This is a genomic window from Streptomyces sp. NPDC102441, from assembly GCF_044765585.1.
In the GTDB taxonomy this organism is placed as follows: domain Bacteria; phylum Actinomycetota; class Actinomycetes; order Streptomycetales; family Streptomycetaceae; genus Streptomyces.
Genome location: NZ_JBIWKH010000007.1, coordinates 352,022 through 370,106, shown reverse-complemented (window position 1 = coordinate 370,106; position 18,085 = coordinate 352,022). Strand labels below are relative to the sequence as shown.

Genomic DNA, 18,085 nt, shown 5'->3' with positions numbered 1-18,085 from the left:
TGCGGTCTCACGGCCGGAAGTTGCGGCTCAGACCCTGCCACACGTCGTCGTATCCCCGCTGGAGACGGTCCGTGCCCGCGGCCTGCGCGGTCGCCGTGACCGGCCAGCGGGTCTCGAACATGAACGCCAGTCCGTCGTCGATCTTCTGCGGCTTCAGCTCCGCCGCGCTCGCACGGTCGAAGGTCTCACGGTCCGGGCCGTGCGCCGACATCATGTTGTGCAGCGAGCCGCCGCCCGGCACGAAGCCGCCCGCCTTGGCGTCGTACGCGCCCTCGATGAGGCCCATGTACTCGCTCATCACGTTGCGGTGGAAGTACGGCGGGCGGAAGGTGTCCTCGCCGACCAGCCAGCGCGGGGCGAAGACGACGAAGTCGACGCCCGCGAGCCCCGGGGTGTCGGACGGCGAGGTCAGCACGGTGAAGATCGACGGGTCCGGGTGGTCGTAGCTGATCGTGCCCATCACGTTGAAGCGGCGCAGGTCGTAGACGTACGGGGTGTGGTTGCCGTGCCAGGCGACGACGTCGAGCGGCGAGTGGCCGTACGTCGCCGACCAGAGGTTCCCGCAGAACTTGTTGACCACCTCGACGGGGCCCTCGCGGTCCTCGAACGCCGCCACGGGCGCCAGGAAGTCCCGCGCGTTCGCCAGGCCGTTGGCGCCGATGGGTCCGAGGTCGGGCAGGACGAAGGGCTGCCCGTAGTTCTCGCAGACGTAGCCCCGGGCGGTGGTGTCCAGCAGCTCGACGCGGAACCGGACGCCACGCGGGATCAGCGCCACGTGGCCCGGCTCGGCCCGCAGCAGGCCCAGTTCGGTCCGGAGCAGCAGGGCGCCGCGCTCGGGGACGATCAGGAGTTCCCCGTCGGAATCGCTGAACACCCGGTCCGTCATGGAGGAGTTCGCGCTGTACAGGTGCACGGCCATGCCGGTGCGCTGCGTGGCGTCGCCGTTTCCGCCCAGGGTCCACAGGCCGGTGAGGAAGTCCGTGCCGGGCCCGGGATCGGGGAGCGGGTCCCAGCGCAGCCGGTTGGGGTCGGGGACCGTCTCGGTGAAGGGGGCGGTGCGCAGGGTGCCGTTGCCGGTGCGGACGAAGGCGGGGTGGGCGGCCGAGGGGCGGATCCGGTAGAGCCAGGACCGGCGGTTACGGGCGCGGGGCTCGGTGAAGGCCGAGCCGCTCAGCTGTTCCGCGTACAGCCCTAGGGGGGCGCGCTGGGGCGAGTTGCGGCCGTGGGGCAGGGCGCCCGGGACGGCCTCCGAACTGTGCTCGTTGCCGAAGCCGGACATGTGGCCGAGGTTCTCCGCCGTTTTCCTCGCCTGCTCGATGCCGCTCATGGTGCGCTCCCGTTGGATGAGGAATCCCGTGGATCCCCTGACGAAGAATCCTATGGATCACCGTAGGAATCGAAACGTGGCCCGTCAACGGCATACAGGCATCATGGAGGCGTGTCCCACGCTCATACGAACCTCCGACGCGTCCCCGTGCAGCAGCGCAGCGCCGACCGCCTCGCCCGCATCCTCGACGCCGGCGCCGCGCTGCTCGACGAGACCGGCTACGAGCAGCTCTCCACCCGGGCGGTGGCCGACCGGGCCGGCGTGCCCATCGGCTCCGTCTACCGCTTCTTCCCCAACAAGAGGGCGCTGGTCGACGCCCTGGCCGAGCGCAACCTCGAGGTCTACGCCAGGCGGGTCGTCGCCCGACTGGAGACGATCCCGGAGCGGGAATGGCGCGCGGCCATCGACGCCGTGCTCGACGAGTACCTCGCGATGAAGCGCTCCGTCGCCGGCTTCTCCCTCGTCGACTTCGGCCCTCCCGTGCCCGTCGCGGGACCGCTCGACGCGGAGGTGAACCGGCGCGTCGCGGGACGCCTGACGGATCTGCTCTCCGGGTACCTCGGCCGGGGGCGCGACGGGGCCGCCTCCGACGCCGGTCTGCTCCGCACGGTCCTGGTCTGCGTGCAGGCCGCCGACGCCCTGCTCCAACTCGCCTTCCGCGCCGACCCGGCGGGCGACCCGGACCTCATAGCGGAGACCCGGGTCCTGCTCCAGGCCTATCTCGCGGGCGCACTCGAATAGACGAGCGGGGGCGGCGGGGCGAAAGGCGGGGCGGCGGGACAACGGGTCGCTCCAGCACCTCGCCAGCATCCGTACCGGTCGGTATGCTCGGTTCGCCGGGAGCCCGCGCCCGCCGAGTGCGCCGCGGGGGGCCGGATCACGCCCGCGTGCCACCGCTGCCGCCGCCCCGGGGAGGGCCCATGTCCCACGAATCCCGTACCGCTCTGCGTGTCTGCCCGCTCTGCGAAGCCACCTGTGGACTCACCCTCACGATCGAGGGGGCCACGGTCACCGGTGCCCGCGGTGACCGCGAGGACGTGTTCAGCAAGGGCTTCATCTGCCCCAAGGGCGCCTCCTTCGGCGGCCTCGACGCCGACCCGGACCGGCTGCGCACCCCGCTCGTCCGCACGGACGGTGTGCTGCGCGAGGCGAGCTGGAGCGAGGCCTTCGACGCGATCGCGGCGAACATCCCGGCTCTGGTCCGGGCGCACGGCGAGCAGGCCGTCGGTGTCTTCCTCGGCAACCCCAATGTGCACACCATGGCGGGCGGGCTCTATCCGCCGCTGCTGCTGTCCACGCTCGGCACCCGCAACGTCTTCAGCGCCAGCACCCTGGACCAGATGCCCAAGCACGTCTCCAGCGGACTGCTCTTCGGGGATGCCAACGCCATCCCCGTACCGGACCTGGACCGCACCGCCCATCTGCTGCTGATCGGCGCCAACCCGCTGGAATCCAACGGCAGCCTGTGCACGGCGCCCGACTTCCCGGGAAAGCTCAAGGCGCTCCGCAAGCGCGGTGGCACGCTCACCGTCATCGACCCGCGCCGCACCCGCACCGCGCGCCTCGCCGACCGGCACGCCGCCATCAGGCCCGGCACCGACGCGCTGCTGCTCGCCGCGCTCGCCCAGGTCGTCGTCGAGGAGAAGCTCGCCGACCCCGGGGTGCTCGCCGAGCACCTCGACGGCTACGACGAACTGACGGAGGCAGTCGCGGACTTCACCCCCGAGGCGGTGGCCGGGGCCTGCGGCCTGGACGCGGCCACCATCCGGGAGATCGCCCGTGAGCTGGCCGCCGCCCCCTCGGCGGCCGTCTACGGGCGCATCGGCAGCTGCACCGTCGAGCACGGCACGCTGGCCAGCTGGCTCGTCGACGTACTCAACATCCTCACCGGCAATCTCGACCGACCTGGCGGTGCGCTCTTCCCGCTCTCCGCCACCGGCCGCACCCCGCGTCCCGCCGGGCCGGGGAAGGGCTTCTCCCTCGGCCGCTGGAGGAGCAGGGTCTCCGGGCACCCCGAGGCCAAGGGCGAACTGCCCGTCGCGGCACTCGCCGAGGAGATCGAGACACCGGGGGAGGGCCGGATCCGGGCGCTGATCGTCATCGCGGGCAACCCGGTGCTCTCCGCGCCCGACGGGGACCGCCTGGACAGGGCGCTCACCGACGGCCTCGACTTCATGATCAGCGTCGATCCGTACCTCAACGAGACCGCGCGCCACGCGGACGTCGTGCTGCCCCCGCCGCCGCCCTCGCAGAGCGCCCACTTCGACTTCGCGTTCAACTCCCTCGCCGTGCGCAACCAGGTCCGCTACAGCGGCCCCGCCGTGGAGCTGGAGGAGGGGCGGATGGACGAGAGCGAGATTCTGGCCCGGCTCGTTCTCGCCGTCGGTGGCAACCACGGCGCGCCGCCCGAGGCCGTCGACGACCTGGCGATCACCACCACGATCGCCAAGGCGGGACTCCCTGAGTCCCTCGCGGCCGACCTGACCGGCAGCACCGGGGCCGAACGCCGCCTCGACCTGATGCTGCGCCTCGGTCCGTACGGGCTCACGCTGGAGCAGCTCCTCGCGCGGCCCCACGGGATCGATCTCGGCCCGCTGGAGCCGCGCGTCCCGCAGGTGCTCAGGACGCGCAGCGGCCGCATCGAGCTGTTCCCGGCGCCGATCGCCGCCGACCTTCCCCGGCTCCGCGCGTCGCTGGGGGCGCGGCCCGCCGGACTCGTCCTCGTCGGCCGCCGCCATCTGCGGTCCAACAACAGCTGGATGCACAACGTCGCCGCGCTGCGCGGCGGCTCGAACGTCTGCACCTTGCAGATCCATCCCGACGACGCGGACCGGATCGGACTCGCGGACGGCGACACGGCCCGGATCACCGCCGCGGGCGGCGCGGTCGAGGCACCCGCCGAGATCACCGACTCGGTACGGGCCGGGGTCGTGAGCCTGCCGCACGGCTGGGGCCACAGCCGGCCGGGCACCCGTATGTCGGTGGCGGGGGCGGACCCGGGCGTCAATGTGAACCAGCTCCTGGACGGCACCCTCCTGGACCCGCTGTCCGGTACCGCGGTGCTCAACGCCGTCCCCGTCTCCGTAGCACCAACTCGTTGACCTGGGGTTTTGCTCGTATTGCTCACACGTCAACATCTTGTTAACGCTGCTTCGGGGCCCCTAACGTCATCCGGACCGCCGACACCGGTGAGAGTTCAAAGGTGAACGTTAGGTATCCCATATGTTGACAGTCCTCGGCTTTGCCATGATCGCGACCTTCCTGGTCCTGATCATGATGAAGAAGATGTCGCCGATCGCGGCGCTGGTCCTGATCCCCGCCCTGTTCTGTGTGGCCGTCGGACAGGGCGCGAAGCTCGGTGACTACGTCATCGAAGGGGTCGGCACGCTCGCGCCGACCGCGGCGATGCTGATGTTCGCCATCGTCTACTTCGGCGTGATGATCGACGTCGGTCTCTTCGACCCGGTCGTCCGGGGCATCCTGCGCTTCTGCAAGGCCGACCCGATGCGGATCGTCATCGGGACGGCCCTGCTCGCAGCGGTCGTCTCGCTGGACGGCGACGGTTCCACCACCTTCATGATCACCGTCTCGGCGATGTACCCGCTCTACAAGCGGCTGAAGATGAGCCTGGTCGTGATGACCGGTGTCGCCGCCACCGCGAACGGGGTCATGAACACCCTGCCCTGGGGTGGCCCCACCGCCCGCGCGGCCACCGCGCTCAAGGTGGACGCGGCCGACATCTTCGTCCCGATGATCCCGGCTCTGGCCGTCGGCCTGCTCGCCGTCCTCCTCCTCGCCTGTGTCCTGGGCCGCCGTGAGCGCAAGCGGCTCGGCATGCTCACCCTCGACGAGGCGCTGGTGACCGAGCCCGAGACCGTCCTCGTCGGCGCGGGCGGCGGCGACCGCCTCACGAAGGCTCCGAGGAGCACCGGCGGTGCGGGCGCCACGGGCGGCACCGAAGAGGACGAGGAGGACGAGGAGTTCAAGGGACTCGACCCCGACCGGTCCACGCTCCGCCCGAAGCTCTACTGGTTCAACGCCGGTCTCACCGTCGCCCTGCTGACCGCGATGATCCTGGAACTCATGCCGATCCCGGTGCTCTTCCTGCTCGGTGCGGCCCTGGCCCTCACCGTCAACTTCCCCCACATGCCCGACCAGCGGGCCAGGATCGCGGCCCACGCCGACAACGTGCTCAACGTCTCCGGCATGGTCTTCGCCGCCGCCGTCTTCACGGGCGTGCTCACCGGCACCGGTATGGTCGATCACATGGCGGACTGGCTCGTGGGCGCGATCCCCGACTCGATGGGCCCGCACATGGGACTCGTCACCGGTCTGCTGAGCCTCCCGCTCACCTATTTCATGTCGAACGACGGCTTCTACTTCGGGGTCCTGCCCGTGCTCGCCGAGGCCGGAGCCTCGCACGGCGTCTCCTCCCTGGAGATCGCCCGCGCGTCCATCGTCGGACAGCCGCTGCACATGTCGTCCCCGCTCGTGCCCGCCGTCTTCGTCCTGGTCGGCATGGCGAAGGTCGAGTTCGGCGACCACACACGGTTCACCGTCAAGTGGGCGGTGCTCACCTCGCTGGTGGTCCTCGGCGCCGCGATCCTCTTCGGAATCGTCTGATGCCTCCGGAGCCACGGCCCGGCAGGGGCTGGCTGCTGCGCCTCGTCATCGCCTTCGCCTTCGCGCAGGGTGCGGTGTCGATGGCGCGGCCCGCCGTCTCCTACCGGGCCCTCTCGCTGGGCGCCGACGAGCGTGCGATCGGCGTCATCGCCGGTGTCTACGCGCTTCTGCCGCTCTTCGCCGCCGTACCGCTCGGCCGGCGGACCGACCACGGCCGCTGCGCGCCGCTGCTGCCCGTCGGGGTCCTTCTGATCGGCGGAGGCTGCGCGCTCAGCGGAGTCTCGGGCTCCCTCCCGGCACTGGCGGCCTGGAGCGGGCTCATGGGGCTCGGCCACCTCTGCTTCGTGATCGGCGCTCAGTCGCTGGTCGCCCGGCAGTCGGCCCCCGCCGAACAGGACCGCAACTTCGGGCACTTCACCATCGGTGCCTCGCTCGGCCAGCTCGTCGGACCGATCGCCGCGGGTTACGTCGTCTCGGAGCAGGACGGCGCGATGGCCCGTACGAGCGCCCTCGCCCTGCTGGTCTCGGCGGCCGTCGCCGCCGTCTCGCTGACCTCGCTGTGGCGCATCGAGCACCGCAGGTCCGAGGGGGTGCCCCGGAGGACGGACCGGAAGGTGCCGGTGGGCGGCATCCTGCGCACCCGCGGAGTCCCGGCCGGCATCTTCATCAGCCTCGCCGTGCTCAGCGCCACCGACATCCTCACCGCCTATCTGCCGGTGGTGGGTGAGAACCGCGGGATCGCACCCGCCACCGTCGGCCTGCTGCTCAGCCTCCGGGCCGCCGCGACCATCGCCTGCCGGCTCGTCATGACACCGATGCTGCGTACGGTCGGCAGGGCAGCCCTGCTCTCCACGACCTGCCTGCTCGGCGGCCTCCTCTGCGCGGCGATCGCCCTGCCCGCCCCGGTGTGGGGGCTCGCCGTGATGCTGGCCGTGCTGGGCTTCTGCCTGGGGGTCGGGCAGCCCCTCTCGATGACCACCGTCGTCCAGGCGGCCCCTGCGGGCGCCCGCTCCACCGCGCTCGCCCTCAGACTCACCGGCAACCGGCTCGGCCAGGTCGCGGCCCCCGCGTCGGCCGGCCTGATCGCCGGGGTCGCGGGCACCGCCGCGCCGTTCGTGATGCTGGGTGCCCTGCTCGTCGGGGCGGCGGGGCTCGGGCTGCGGGGCGGCGGAGCGGCGGGCACCGGGACACTCTCCGGCCCGGCGTGCGAGTGTGGCTGCCGGCCGTGCGTGACCTGTGTCTCCAGTGGTTCCCTGGCGCCAAAAAACTAACAGCGCTAGTTTGGGGGCCGGAACGGCATCCGTCCGTACGACGCACGGCTTCGGCGGCAGGCACAGCGAGCCCGGGAGGAACAGCCATGAAGGCGCATGACGGGATGTACATCGGCGGGGAGTGGCGGCCCGCCTCGGGCCAGGACACGATCGCGGTCGTGAACCCGGCGGACGAGCAGGTCATCGGGCATGTCCCGGCGGGCACCGCCGAGGACGTCGACTCCGCGGTGCGCGCCGCGCGCGCGGCTTTCCCCGGCTGGGCGGCCACCCCGCCCGCCGAGCGCGCCGCGAGGATCGCCGCGCTGCGCGACGTGCTCGCCGCCCGCAAGGACGAGATCGCCGAGACCGTCACCGCCGAGCTCGGCTCGCCGCTGCCCATGTCCCAGATGGTGCACGCGGGCGTACCGGTGCTGGTCGCCGGTTCGTACGCCGAACTGGCCGCCTCGTACTCCTTCGAGGAGAAGCTCGGCAACTCCACCGTCCTGCTGGAGCCCGTCGGCGTGGTCGGCGCGATCACGCCCTGGAACTACCCGCTCCACCAGATCGTCGCCAAGGTGGCCCCCGCCCTGGCCGCGGGCTGCACCGTCGTCCTGAAGCCCGCCGAGGACACCCCGCTCACCGCTCAGCTCTTCGCCGAGGCCACCCAGGAGGCGGGCCTGCCGGCCGGCGTCTTCAACCTGGTCACCGGAATCGGGGCGGTCGCCGGCCAGGCGCTCGCCGAGCACGAGGACGTCGACCTGGTCTCGTTCACCGGGTCCACGGCCGTCGGCCGGCAGATCGGGGCCACCGCGGGCGCGGCGGTCAAGCGCGTCGCCCTGGAGCTCGGCGGCAAGTCGGCCAACGTGATCCTGCCCGGCGCCGACCTCGCGAAGGCGGTCAACGTCGGCGTGGCCAACGTGATGTCCAACTCCGGCCAGACGTGCAGCGCCTGGACCCGGATGCTCGTCGACGCCGACCGGTACGAGGAGGCCGTGAGCCTCGCCGCCACGGCCGTCGCCAAGTACGTACCCGGTGAGCGGGTCGGTCCCGTCGTCAACGCCAAGCAGCAGGCCCGGGTGCGGGGTTACATCGAGAAGGGCATCGAGGAGGGCGCCCGACTCGTCGCAGGAGGCCCCGAGGCGCCCAAGGACCAGGGCTACTACGTCAGCCCCACCGTGTTCGCCGACGTCACGCCCGGCATGACCATCGCGCAGGAGGAGATCTTCGGCCCGGTGCTCTCGATCCTGCGGTACGAGGACGTGGACGACGCCCTGCGCATCGCCAACGACACCGTGTACGGACTGGCCGGCGCCGTCTGGGGCGCCGACGACGAGGAGGCCGTGGCCTTCGCCCGCCGCATGGACACCGGACAGGTCGACATCAACGGCGGACGCTTCAACCCCCTGGCCCCCTTCGGTGGTTACAAGCAGTCGGGGGTGGGCCGCGAGCTCGGCCCGCACGGCCTCTCCGAGTACCTCCAGACCAAGTCCCTCCAGTTCTGATCCCCACGCCGATCCACCGAGGAGTCTGTTCGTGGTCCGCGCCGCCGTACTGCCCGCCGTCGGAGCTCCCCTGGAGATCACCGACATCGAACTCCCGGAGCCCGGCCCCGGCCAGGTGAGCATCTCTCTCGCCGCCGCCGGTGTCTGCCACTCCGACCTGTCCCTGTCCAACGGCACCATGCGGTTGCCCGTCCCCGCCGTCCTCGGCCACGAGGGCGCCGGTACGGTGCTCGCCGTCGGCGAGGGCGTCACCCGTGTCACCGCGGGCGACGCGGTCGTCCTCAACTGGGCGCCGTCCTGCGGAGCCTGCTTCCACTGCGGGATCGGCGAGGTCTGGCTCTGCGCCGACGCGCTCAAGGGCGCGGCGAACATCCATGCCCGCACGGCCGACGGCACCGAGCTCCACCCCGGACTGAACGTCGCGGCCTTCGCCCAGGAGACCGTCGTCGCCGCCAACTGCGTGCTGCCCGCCCCGGCCGGCATCCCGCTCGACGACGCGGCCCTGCTCGGCTGCGCGGTCCTCACCGGATACGGGGCGGTCCACCACTCCGCCCGGGTCCGCGAGGGCGAGAGCGTCGTCGTCTTCGGGATCGGGGGCGTCGGCCTCGCCGTCCTGCAGGCCGCCCGTATCGCCGGAGCGTCGAAGATCATCGCCGTGGACGTGTCACCGGAGAAGGAGGAACTCGCCCGCCGGGCCGGTGCGACCGACTACGTCGTCGCGTCCGAGACCACGCCGCGCGCCATCCGCAAGCTCACAGGCGGCCAGGGCGCCGACGTGGCCGTGGAGTGCGTGGGCCGCCCCGCCACGATCCGCGGGGCCTGGGAGTCGACCCGCCGCGGCGGCCGCACCACGGTCGTCGGCATCGGCGGCAAGGACCAGCAGGTGACCTTCAACGCCCTGGAGATCTTCCACTGGGGCCGCTCCCTCACCGGCTGCGTCTACGGGAACAGCGACCCGGCACGAGACCTGCCGGTGCTCGCCGAACACATCCGGTCCGGACGGTTCGACCTCTCCATGCTGGTCACGGAGCGGATCTCGCTGGACGGCATCCCGGCGGCGTTCGACAACATGATCGCCGGCAAGGGCGGACGCGCGCTGGTCGTGTTCTAGGCCGGGCCGCGAAGCCAGGGCAGGGCCGTGCTGTCAGTCCCCGTCCCGGCGGAGCGCCTCGCTCAGCGGGCGGCGGGGAGAGGCGGGCGGCTGTGTCAGGGGATAGCCGATGCGCAGCACCATCTGCGGGTGCCCGTAGTGCGCGGCACTCGCCGACACGGCGTCGCGCAGGTCGGCGTCCTCCAGCGGCTGGTTGGCGAACGAGGCGGCGACCGCGTGCTCCGCGGCCGTGAGCAGCAGCCTCTGCAGCGACTGCCCGGCCGCGACCCAGGAGGCGGGGTCGTCGCCGGGGGTCTCCAGGACGGCGAGGTCCGGGCGCGGTTCGAAGTCCGCACAGGTACGCCCGGGGAGGCCGATTCCCTCGGCCATGTCCCGTACGGCCGGGTCGTCGTAACCGCCGCGGCGCGGCACCGGTCCGAGGCTGCCGACCGGAATGACGGAGGGGGCGCTGCCGGGCGAGAGGCGGGCGGCCCTGTCCTCCCGGACGGCCTCCTCCTCTTTCCCCGTCGCCGCCCGGATCAGTGACAGCACGCGCTGGTACTCCGGCTCACGGTCCAGCAGCCGCAGACTCGCCCCCTCCCGGCTCGCCGCGTCGCGCAGGAGTGCCACCACCTCCGACGCAAGGGGCTCGGGAGCGAACGGGTACCGGTTCGTGCGGCGCAGGTGGACCCAGCCGTACAACCGGCCCAGCACCTGGTCAGGAGCCTCGTCGGTCACCGTGATCCGCGCCACGAGCAGCGGGTCGCCGGCGTCGGGCAGTACCGACACCCGTGTCCCGTGGCCCAGGCGCGCGAGCGCGGCCCGGGCGTTGAGGACCGCCGCCCCGCACGACAGGTGGACGTCGCGCTCCGCCGACGCCGTCGGCAGCGAGGCCCGGCCCGGATCCGCGTACACGTCCAGTCCTGCCGGGCTCACCGAGAACGACCAGGGCTGGGTGTTGAACACGGAAGGAGCCGCGGCCGCGGCCGCTGCGACGGCGGCCTGTCCCGGCAGGTCGAGTGGGGTGCGGAGCAAGGACTGCATGAGGCGTGCCTCCTGCGGGTGGTGGCCTGTGATGACGTGTCTTCCAGTCTCCGACGTCACCCGAACCCGGTGTAAGGGACCTACGTTCCCCCCACGCGGGACTTCCGGCCCCACGGTCTGTCGTCAAACTCCCGCCTGCCGCGCCCGGGTCCGCGAGACCGCGACCCCTGCCAGGCAGAGCAGCCCTCCCGCGACGGTGAGCAGCGCCGGTACCTCGTCGAGCAGCAGCCAGGACATCAGCACCACCAGGGCCGGCACCGCGTACGTCGTCGAGCCCATCCGGCCGGCGGTCGTACGGGCCAGCGCATAGGCCCAGGTGGTGAAGGCCAGCGCCGTCGGGAACACCCCGAGGTAGATCATGTTCAGTGTGGCGGACACAGGGGCGTCCGCCGCCTCGGAGACCAGGACGCCGGTGAACGGCAGGCAGGCGACCGTGCCGATCAGGCAGCCGAACGTGGTGATCTGCAGCGGGGATCCGTGCCGCAGCGCGGGCTTCTGGATGACCACCCCGCCCGCGTACGACACCGCGGCCAGCAGGCACAGGAGCACGCCGAGCACGGAGGAACCTCCGTGGCCCGACATGGAGAGACCGACGACGACGGCGCCCGCGAACGAGACCGCCATGCCCGTCAGGAGGCGGCGCGGCAGCCCTTCACCGAGCAGCCGGGCGCCCAGCAGCGCCATCAGGATCGGCCCGACGTTCACGACCATGGCCGCCGTGCCCGCGTCGACCTGCTGCTCACCCCAGTTGAGCACCACCATGTACAGGCCGAACCAGAGCAGTCCGGATCCGATGATCCCGGGCCAGGCGGCCCGGGACGGGAGCCCCCCGCGGCGCACGAGCAGGATCGTGCCGAGCGTCAGTGTGCCCGCGAGGAGCCGGCCCAGGGCCAGCGCCCCCGGGGAGTACGCCTCGCCCGCGCTGCGGATGGAGACGAACGCGGAGGCCCACAGGATGACTGTGGTGCACGCCGCGGCCGGAGCACGCCAGTCGCGTCGGGAGGCGGCCGGTGCGGAGGAGTGCGCTGTCGGTGTCGTCGTCATGGTCACGACGGTAGGCGGGGAACGCTTCGGCTCCCACCGAATTGTCAGCCCGCGTGGACGGCCGCCGGCTCGATACCCAGGTGCTCCGACAGGGCACGCAGTCCGGCGGGCGTCGCCCGGACAGCTCTTCCCGTCCCGACCCGTTCGCACCATCCCGCGTCCAGCACATGACGGCACAGGGCGGCACCCGAGGCACCCGCCAGATGCGGCCGCCGCTCGGTCCAGTCCAGGCAGCCGCGCGCCAGGGGCCTGCGTGACGTGGTGCCGAGGCGGACACCGAGTGCGGCGAACCACTCCAGGCCGTCGTCGGTGAGCGCGAAACCGGTGTCCTGCCGCAGGAGTCCGCGCTCGGTCATGGCGTCGGTGATCCGGATGCCGAGCCGCCCCGCGAGATGGTCGTAGCAGGTACGCCCACGGGCCAGCGCGTGGTGGAGGCTCGCCTCGCGCAGTGTGCGCGGGGGCGTCCGGGCCCCGGGGAGGGCGTGAGCGGCCAGCTCCTCGATCAGCTGGGCGATCCGCCCGTCGGCGAGCCGCAGATAGCGGTGGCGGCCCTGGCGCTCCTCCGCCAGCACCCCGCCGGCGACCAGCTTGCCCAGATGCTCACTGGCGGTCGACGGAGCCACGCCCGCGCCACGGGCCAGCTCGCCCGCGGTCCAGGCCCGGCCGTCGAGCAGGGCCAGACAGAAGGAGGCGCGGGTCTCGTCGGCGAGCAGGGATGCCAGCGCGGCGAGCCGTGGCGCGGTCGGATCGTGCGGTGTCGTACGGGCCATACGTCCAGGATGCGTCAGGCACCGTTCGGCGAGCGCCGAACCGTACGGCCGCCGGCCGTCTGCTGGTACTGGAGGGCGAGGCCGTCCAGCAGGGCTCGCAGCCCGGTCTCGAAAGCGCCCTCGTCGACCTGCTGGCGACGGTCGGCCAGCAGATGTGCCTGGCCGAGGTGTGGGTAGTCGGCGGGGTCGTACGCCGTCTCGTCGTCGACGAATCCCCGGGCGAAGGAGCCCAGCGCCGAACCGGTGATGAAGTAGCGCATCAGCGCACCGATGTAGGTGGCCTGGGCGGGCGGCCAGCCGGCCCGGACCATGGCTCCGAAGACCGCGTCGGCGACCCGTAGACCCGCCGGACGGCGCCCTGGCCCCTGGGCGAGCACCGGGACGATGTGCGGGTGCGCGGCGAGCGCGGCCCGGTAGGAGACGGCCCAGTCGTGCAGGGCGGCGGGCCAGTCGCGCGCGTCGGACACCTCGAACATCGACAGGTCGACCTGCGCGGACACGGCGTCGGCGACCGCGTCGAGGATCTCGTCCTTGTTGCGGAAGTGGTTGTAGAGCGAGGGTCCGCTGACCCCCAGTTCGGCGGCGAGCCGGCGGGTCGAGACGGCGTCCAGCCCTTCGGCGTCGACGAGCGCGCTCGCCGCCTCGATGATGCGGTCTCTGCTGAGGAGGGGCTTGCGCGGTCGGGCCATGCGGCACATAGTAGGGCCTGCGAACGTTAAACTAGCAGTGCTAATTTAAAGTGGGGTGTCACAGGATGAACCTGGAGCTGAGTGAGGAGCAGGGCGCCGTCCGGCAGCTCGCCGAGGACTTCGTCGCGCGGGAGATCACCCCGCATGTCGTCGAGTGGGACCGCGCCGAGAGTGTCGACAAGTCGATCGTGAAGAAGCTGGGTGCCCTCGGCTTCCTCGGGCTGACGATCCCCGAGGAGTACGGCGGCTCGGGAGGTGACCACCTCGCGTACTGCCTGGTGACCGAGGAGCTCGGCCGCGGTGACTCCTCGGTACGCGGCATCGTCTCCGTCTCGCTCGGCCTGGTCGCCAAGACGATCGCGTCCTGGGGCAGCGAGGAGCAGAGGCAGCAGTGGCTGCCGAAGCTGACCGCGGGCGAGGCGATCGGCTGCTTCGGTCTCACCGAGCCGGGCACCGGCTCCGACGCGGGCAACCTGACCACCAGGGCTGTGCGCGAGAGTGGGGGAGACTACGTCATCAACGGCTCCAAGATGTTCATCACCAACGGCACCTGGGCCGATGTCGTCCTGCTGTTCGCCCGCACGAACGACACACCGGGACACCGTGGTATCTCCGCCTTCCTGGTGCCGGCCGACACCCCCGGACTGACCCGGCGCACCGTCCACGGCAAGCTCGGGCTGCGCGGCCAGGCCACGGCCGAACTGGTGCTGGAGGACGTCCGCGTGCCCGCCTCCACCCTCATGGGTCCCGAGGGCAAGGGCTTCTCCATCGCCATGTCCGCCCTGGCCAAGGGCCGGATGTCGGTCGCGGCCGGCTGCGTCGGCATCGCGCAGGCCGCCCTGGACGCCGCCGTGCGCTACGCGGGGGAGCGTGAGCAGTTCGGCAAGTCCATCGCGAGCTACCAGCTCGTCCAGGAGCTGATCAGTGACATCTCCGTGGACGTCGACGCCGCACGCATGCTGACCTGGCGCGTCGCCGACCTCATCGACCGCGGCCAGGACTTCGCCACCGCGGCGTCCACGGCGAAGCTCTTCGCGTCCGAGGCGGCGGTCCGTGCCGCGAACAACGCCCTGCAGGTGTTCGGCGGTTACGGCTACATCGACGAGTACCCCGTGGGCAAGCTGGTCAGGGACGCCCGTGTGATGACCCTCTACGAGGGCACCAGCCAGATCCAGAAGCTGATCATCGGCCGGGCGCTGACGGGGGTGTCCGCCTTCTAGCACGTGCTCCGATGCCGGGGCGCAGGTGACTGGCGGACCGGGTGGAGCTCGGGCAGGCTTCCCCGCATGGTCTCAGTACTGCGGAACGTGGCGATCGACTGTGCGGATGCCTATGAACTGGCCCGGTTCTGGAGCGAGGTGACCGGGTGCCCGCTGGATCCCGAGGACGGCCCCGGTGCTCCGGAGACCCAGGTGATGATGGAGGAGGGCACGGTGCTGTACTTCAACCGGGTGCCGGAACCGAAGACGGTCAAGAACCGGATCCATCTGTGCCTGCGCCCGGAGACCTCCCGCGAGGAGGAGGTCGAGCGCCTGCTGGGCCTGGGCGCCACCCTGGTCGCCGACCGCCGGGAACCCGGCGGCGCGGGCTGGGCCGTGCTCGCGGACCCTGAGGGCAACGAGTTCTGCGTACTGCGCAGCGAGTCCGACCGCGCCGGACAACACGCCTAGGGTGCCGTCATGCGGTCCCATGACTGCGAGGGGGCCTGGGGGCCGCGTACTTCGAGTTCGCGGAGTTCTGCTGCTGACGGCCTTCGCCACCGCTTCCGGGGCCCGCCACGGGTGTCCCGCGGTCTGACCGCACCGCCCCGGCGCCCGAGTCCGGGCCGCCGCCATGAGTACCGTCTGAGTACGCCGACGGATACCGGCGTACGCCGCGGCGCCGGATGCTGTGCGACATGAGTGAGACAACATCGGTCAAGCAGCAGAGCACCGCCGCCTTCTACGGGCAGGCCGTCCTCTCCTTCGGGCTGGCCCTGGGTGCGGTCAGCCTCGGCATCTTCTTCCTTGACGCCGACTCCTGGGTGCGGGCCTTCCTCGCCATCGGCGTCCTCTATCTCGTCACCTCGTGCTTCACCCTCGCCAAGGTCATCAGGGACCGGCAGGAGGCGGGGCAGATCACCAGCCGGGTCGACCAGGCCAGGCTGGAGAAGATCCTCGCCGAGCACGATCCCTTCCAGAAGCTCTGACGGTCCACCCCATGATTGCTCTAAGCGCTTGCTCAGGTTCGCGGTATGGTGTTCGTCCTGCCAGCGGAAAGGGGCACGTGGCGATGAGCACGGCGGAGGAGACCGAAGGCGACAGCGCGCCGTGGAGCGAGGTCACGCCCGAGGCGGCGCGGCGGCTGCTCGTCGCGGCCGTGGAGGCCTTCGCCGAGCGTGGCTACCACGCGACCACCACCCGTGACATCGCGGGCCGGGCCGGGATGAGCCCGGCCGCGCTCTACATCCACTACAAGACCAAGGAAGAGCTGCTCCACCGGATCAGCAGGATCGGCCACGACCGCGCCCTGCTCCTCCTGGAGACGGCGGCCGACGAGGACGGCACGGCCGCCGAACGGCTCGCCGGCGCGGTCCGGTCCTTCGTCAGCTGGCACGCCGAGCGCCACACCACGGCCCGCGTCGTGCAGTACGAGCTGGAGGCCCTCGGCGACGAGCACCGCGCCGAGATCGTCGCCCTGCGCAGGCGCAGCGACGCCGTGGTGCGCCGGATCATCGGCGACGGTGTGCGGGCGGGCGAGTTCGACGTGCCGGACGTCCCCGGCACCACCCTCGCCGTGCTGTCCCTCTGCATCGACGTGGCGCGCTGGTTCAACGCCCAGGGCAGCCGGACGCCCGAGGAGGTCGGCACCCTCTACGCGGACCTCGTCCTGCGCATGGTGGGCACCCAGAAGTGACGCCGGGCGCCCCTGGGGGCCCGGCGCACTCCGTACCGCCGGAAGCGGTGGCGGCTCAGAAGTAGTAGCGCGACACGGACTCCGCGACGCAGGCCGGCTTGTCGCCGCCCTCGCGCTCGATGGTGACGAGGGCGGTCACCTGTACGCCGCCGCCCGCCTCCTCGACGTTCTTGAGCACGGCAGTGGCGCGCAGCCGCGAGCCCACCGGGACGGTCGAGGGGAAGCGGACCTTGTTGGTCCCGTAGTTGATGCCCATCTTCGCGCCCTCGACCCGCAGGATCTGCGGGACGAGCACAGGCAGCAGCGACAGCGTCAGATAGCCGTGCGCGACCGTCGTGCCGAAGGGGCCGGCCGCGGCGGCCTCCGGGTCCACGTGGATCCACTGGTGGTCGCCCGTGGCCTCGGCGAACTGGTCGATCCTCTTCTGCCCGATCTCCAGCCAATCGCTGTGACCGAGCTCCTGGCCCACCCCGTCCCGGAGCTCCTGTGCGGACGTGAAGATCTTCGGCTCTGCCATGTTCCTGGTCCCTGCCTTCCGGCTGTCGGTCGCCCTCCTCGGGCGATGTCTAAGCGCTTGCTCAGCATGGTTGGGCCGTGCGTCCCTGTCAACGACGGACCGGCCGGGTTTTCGAAGACGGGGCAACGGCCGAGGTGCGGCCACTAGGGTTGGAGGAGTGCCACAGATCCCGCAGACATACCAAGAACTCACCGTCGGCCAGCTCTCCGCCCGTAGCGGCGCCGCGGTGTCCGCCCTGCACTTCTACGAGTCCAAGGGTCTGATCAACAGCAGCCGCACCAGCGGCAACCAGCGCCGCTACACCAGGGACGCGCTGCGCCGGGTGGCGTTCGTCCGGGCCGCGCAGCGGGTGGGTATCCCGCTCGCCACCGTCAGGACGGCGCTGGCCGAACTGCCGGAGGAGCGCACGCCCAACCATGAGGACTGGGCCCGGCTCTCCAGGGCATGGCGTTCGGAGCTGGACGAGCGCATCAAGCAGCTGGGCCGGCTGCGCGACCACCTCACCGACTGCATCGGCTGCGGGTGCCTGTCGCTGGAGACCTGTGTGCTGTCCAACCCGGACGACGTCTTCGGTGACCGGATGACCGGGTCGCGGCTGATGCCCGAGCGGGGCGCGGCCGACCGCTCCTGAGCGCGCCCCGGTTCCGCCGGGCCCTCCGGTGGGCCCGAGTTCCTCAGGCCGCCGACGCCAGGGCCCTCGTCCGTGCTCTTCCTGCCTCGGCCAGCGTCTTTGCCGTCAGGACGGGCCGTGGGACCACGATGCCGCAGCCCGTGCAGACCGGACCGGACCATGGTTCGCGGTCCAGATCCTGCCGCCAGACGATGGCGGTTCCCGTGCAGACCGGGCAGGCGGCGCCCGGCTTCGCGCCCAGAGCCGCGATCAGGCGTCCCAGGACCTCGGCCAGGGGTGCGCCGGGATGGACCCCCGGGTCCTCGCAGTGGGCGATCCCGTTGCCGCCCCAGGTCCGCCGGTGCCAGTCGTCGAATGTGCCGGGCCGCCGCAGCCCGTCGTGCTTCTCACGGCGTCGCCGCTCGGCGAAGCCCGCCTCGTACGCGAGCCAGACGGCCCGCGCCTCCTCCAGTTCCTCCAGTGCGCGGATCAGGCGCACCGGTTCGGGGGCCCGGTCCTCGGGCTCGATCCCGTGCCGGGCGCACAGATGATCCCAGGTCGCCCGGTGACCGTACGGGGCGAACCGCTCCAGGCATTTGCGCAGCGAGTACCGCCGCAAAGCCAGATCGCCCCGCGGATCGCGGACCTGTCTCGCAAGACTCCGGAAACCGGCCATGGCACTGCCACCTCCGTCGCTCGTACTTCGGCGTCAAGGGATGGACGT

The 18,085-nt window shown here is 71.7% G+C and carries 18 protein-coding genes; 11 read left to right on the top strand and 7 right to left on the bottom strand.

Translation table 11 applies throughout. The features are described 5' to 3' along the window. Window positions 1-7 precede the first annotated feature (7 nt). Complete coding sequence (gene hmgA / locus ACIREO_RS18195; RefSeq protein ID WP_404110804.1) at window positions 8-1,327, bottom strand: homogentisate 1,2-dioxygenase; 1,320 nt, start codon at window positions 1,325-1,327, stop codon at window positions 8-10. Window positions 1,328-1,438: 111 nt separating this feature from the next. Between hmgA and ACIREO_RS18190 the strand changes: the two genes are divergently transcribed. From ACIREO_RS18190 to ACIREO_RS18165, 6 genes are all read left to right on the top strand, one after another. Next, window positions 1,439-2,068, top strand: a complete 630-nt coding sequence (locus ACIREO_RS18190; protein ID WP_404110801.1) for a TetR/AcrR family transcriptional regulator — start codon at window positions 1,439-1,441, stop codon at window positions 2,066-2,068. A 179-nt stretch (window positions 2,069-2,247) separates the two neighbouring features. After that, on the top strand, window positions 2,248-4,428 hold the full coding sequence (locus ACIREO_RS18185) for a molybdopterin oxidoreductase family protein (RefSeq protein WP_404110799.1): 2,181 nt from the start codon (window positions 2,248-2,250) through the stop codon (window positions 4,426-4,428). Between the two features lie 121 nt (window positions 4,429-4,549). After that, window positions 4,550-5,950: a CitMHS family transporter gene (locus tag ACIREO_RS18180; protein WP_404110796.1), complete on the top strand. Its 1,401-nt coding sequence runs from the start codon at window positions 4,550-4,552 to the stop codon at window positions 5,948-5,950. Further along, window positions 5,950-7,221 (top strand): MFS transporter, encoded by a 1,272-nt coding sequence (locus tag ACIREO_RS18175; RefSeq protein ID WP_404110793.1) that lies wholly within the window; start codon window positions 5,950-5,952, stop codon window positions 7,219-7,221. The genes ACIREO_RS18180 and ACIREO_RS18175 overlap by 1 nt, the downstream gene beginning before the upstream one ends. An 86-nt stretch (window positions 7,222-7,307) precedes the next feature. Beyond that, a complete protein-coding gene (locus ACIREO_RS18170; protein WP_404110790.1) occupies window positions 7,308-8,702 on the top strand; it encodes an aldehyde dehydrogenase family protein in 1,395 nt (464 codons plus the stop codon). A 31-nt stretch (window positions 8,703-8,733) separates the two neighbouring features. Next, the gene (locus ACIREO_RS18165) at window positions 8,734-9,813 is read left to right on the top strand and encodes a Zn-dependent alcohol dehydrogenase (RefSeq protein WP_404110788.1); all 1,080 of its coding nucleotides are present in this window, start codon (window positions 8,734-8,736) and stop codon (window positions 9,811-9,813) included. A 33-nt stretch (window positions 9,814-9,846) separates the two neighbouring features. On the opposite strand, the gene ACIREO_RS18160 is transcribed toward ACIREO_RS18165, so the two are convergent. From ACIREO_RS18160 to ACIREO_RS18145, 4 genes are all read right to left on the bottom strand, one after another. Beyond that, window positions 9,847-10,836, bottom strand: a complete 990-nt coding sequence (locus tag ACIREO_RS18160) for an Acg family FMN-binding oxidoreductase (protein ID WP_404110786.1) — start codon at window positions 10,834-10,836, stop codon at window positions 9,847-9,849. 123 nt (window positions 10,837-10,959) lie between these two features. After that, window positions 10,960-11,880 (bottom strand): DMT family transporter, encoded by a 921-nt coding sequence (locus tag ACIREO_RS18155; RefSeq protein WP_404110784.1) that lies wholly within the window; start codon window positions 11,878-11,880, stop codon window positions 10,960-10,962. A gap of 44 nt (window positions 11,881-11,924) precedes the next feature. After that, a complete protein-coding gene (locus ACIREO_RS18150; protein ID WP_404110781.1) occupies window positions 11,925-12,650 on the bottom strand; it encodes an ArsR/SmtB family transcription factor in 726 nt (241 codons plus the stop codon). Between the two features lie 14 nt (window positions 12,651-12,664). Beyond that, window positions 12,665-13,339: a TetR/AcrR family transcriptional regulator gene (locus tag ACIREO_RS18145; RefSeq protein WP_404110778.1), complete on the bottom strand. Its 675-nt coding sequence runs from the start codon at window positions 13,337-13,339 to the stop codon at window positions 12,665-12,667. Between the two features lie 65 nt (window positions 13,340-13,404). On the opposite strand from ACIREO_RS18145, the gene ACIREO_RS18140 reads away from it, so the two are divergent. The 4 genes from ACIREO_RS18140 (at window position 13,405) to ACIREO_RS18125 (ending at window position 16,234) form a co-directional block, all read left to right on the top strand. Then, window positions 13,405-14,559, top strand: coding sequence for an acyl-CoA dehydrogenase family protein (locus tag ACIREO_RS18140; RefSeq protein ID WP_404110775.1), 1,155 nt, complete (start codon window positions 13,405-13,407; stop codon window positions 14,557-14,559). Between the two features lie 66 nt (window positions 14,560-14,625). Then, window positions 14,626-15,009, top strand: a complete 384-nt coding sequence (locus tag ACIREO_RS18135) for a VOC family protein (protein ID WP_404110773.1) — start codon at window positions 14,626-14,628, stop codon at window positions 15,007-15,009. 227 nt (window positions 15,010-15,236) lie between these two features. Further along, window positions 15,237-15,527, top strand: a complete 291-nt coding sequence (locus tag ACIREO_RS18130) for a YiaA/YiaB family inner membrane protein (RefSeq protein ID WP_404110770.1) — start codon at window positions 15,237-15,239, stop codon at window positions 15,525-15,527. Between the two features lie 83 nt (window positions 15,528-15,610). Further along, window positions 15,611-16,234 carry a TetR/AcrR family transcriptional regulator gene (locus tag ACIREO_RS18125; protein WP_404110768.1) on the top strand — a complete coding sequence of 208 codons (624 nt, stop codon included), beginning with the start codon at window positions 15,611-15,613 and terminating at the stop codon, window positions 16,232-16,234. Window positions 16,235-16,289: 55 nt separating this feature from the next. Here ACIREO_RS18125 and ACIREO_RS18120 read toward each other — a convergent pair whose 3' ends face one another. Continuing rightward, on the bottom strand, window positions 16,290-16,751 hold the full coding sequence (locus ACIREO_RS18120) for a MaoC family dehydratase (RefSeq protein WP_404110765.1): 462 nt from the start codon (window positions 16,749-16,751) through the stop codon (window positions 16,290-16,292). A 157-nt stretch (window positions 16,752-16,908) separates the two neighbouring features. Here ACIREO_RS18120 and soxR point away from each other — a divergent pair, with 157 nt between their 5' ends. After that, window positions 16,909-17,382 (top strand): redox-sensitive transcriptional activator SoxR, encoded by a 474-nt coding sequence (gene soxR / locus ACIREO_RS18115; RefSeq protein ID WP_404110762.1) that lies wholly within the window; start codon window positions 16,909-16,911, stop codon window positions 17,380-17,382. Between the two features lie 43 nt (window positions 17,383-17,425). On the opposite strand, the gene ACIREO_RS18110 is transcribed toward soxR, so the two are convergent. Beyond that, window positions 17,426-18,037 carry a hypothetical protein gene (locus tag ACIREO_RS18110; RefSeq protein WP_404110760.1) on the bottom strand — a complete coding sequence of 204 codons (612 nt, stop codon included), beginning with the start codon at window positions 18,035-18,037 and terminating at the stop codon, window positions 17,426-17,428. Window positions 18,038-18,085: the final 48 nt, after the last annotated feature.

Excerpts from the sequence above, each read along its gene's own strand:
- hmgA (WP_404110804.1), bottom strand. The coding sequence starts at position 1,327 with ATGAGCGGCATCGAGCAGGCGAGGAAAACGGCGGAGAACCTCGGCCAC.
- ACIREO_RS18185 (WP_404110799.1), top strand. The coding sequence starts at position 2,248 with ATGTCCCACGAATCCCGTACCGCTCTGCGTGTCTGCCCGCTCTGCGAA.
- ACIREO_RS18180 (WP_404110796.1), top strand. The coding sequence starts at position 4,550 with ATGTTGACAGTCCTCGGCTTTGCCATGATCGCGACCTTCCTGGTCCTG.
- ACIREO_RS18175 (WP_404110793.1), top strand. The coding sequence starts at position 5,950 with ATGCCTCCGGAGCCACGGCCCGGCAGGGGCTGGCTGCTGCGCCTCGTC.
- ACIREO_RS18170 (WP_404110790.1), top strand. The coding sequence starts at position 7,308 with ATGAAGGCGCATGACGGGATGTACATCGGCGGGGAGTGGCGGCCCGCC.
- ACIREO_RS18160 (WP_404110786.1), bottom strand. The coding sequence starts at position 10,836 with ATGCAGTCCTTGCTCCGCACCCCACTCGACCTGCCGGGACAGGCCGCC.
- ACIREO_RS18155 (WP_404110784.1), bottom strand. The coding sequence starts at position 11,880 with ATGACGACGACACCGACAGCGCACTCCTCCGCACCGGCCGCCTCCCGA.
- ACIREO_RS18150 (WP_404110781.1), bottom strand. The coding sequence starts at position 12,650 with ATGGCCCGTACGACACCGCACGATCCGACCGCGCCACGGCTCGCCGCG.
- ACIREO_RS18145 (WP_404110778.1), bottom strand. The coding sequence starts at position 13,339 with ATGGCCCGACCGCGCAAGCCCCTCCTCAGCAGAGACCGCATCATCGAG.
- ACIREO_RS18140 (WP_404110775.1), top strand. The coding sequence starts at position 13,405 with ATGAACCTGGAGCTGAGTGAGGAGCAGGGCGCCGTCCGGCAGCTCGCC.
- ACIREO_RS18135 (WP_404110773.1), top strand. The coding sequence starts at position 14,626 with ATGGTCTCAGTACTGCGGAACGTGGCGATCGACTGTGCGGATGCCTAT.
- ACIREO_RS18130 (WP_404110770.1), top strand. The coding sequence starts at position 15,237 with ATGAGTGAGACAACATCGGTCAAGCAGCAGAGCACCGCCGCCTTCTAC.
- ACIREO_RS18125 (WP_404110768.1), top strand. The coding sequence starts at position 15,611 with ATGAGCACGGCGGAGGAGACCGAAGGCGACAGCGCGCCGTGGAGCGAG.
- ACIREO_RS18120 (WP_404110765.1), bottom strand. The coding sequence starts at position 16,751 with ATGGCAGAGCCGAAGATCTTCACGTCCGCACAGGAGCTCCGGGACGGG.
- ACIREO_RS18110 (WP_404110760.1), bottom strand. The coding sequence starts at position 18,037 with ATGGCCGGTTTCCGGAGTCTTGCGAGACAGGTCCGCGATCCGCGGGGC.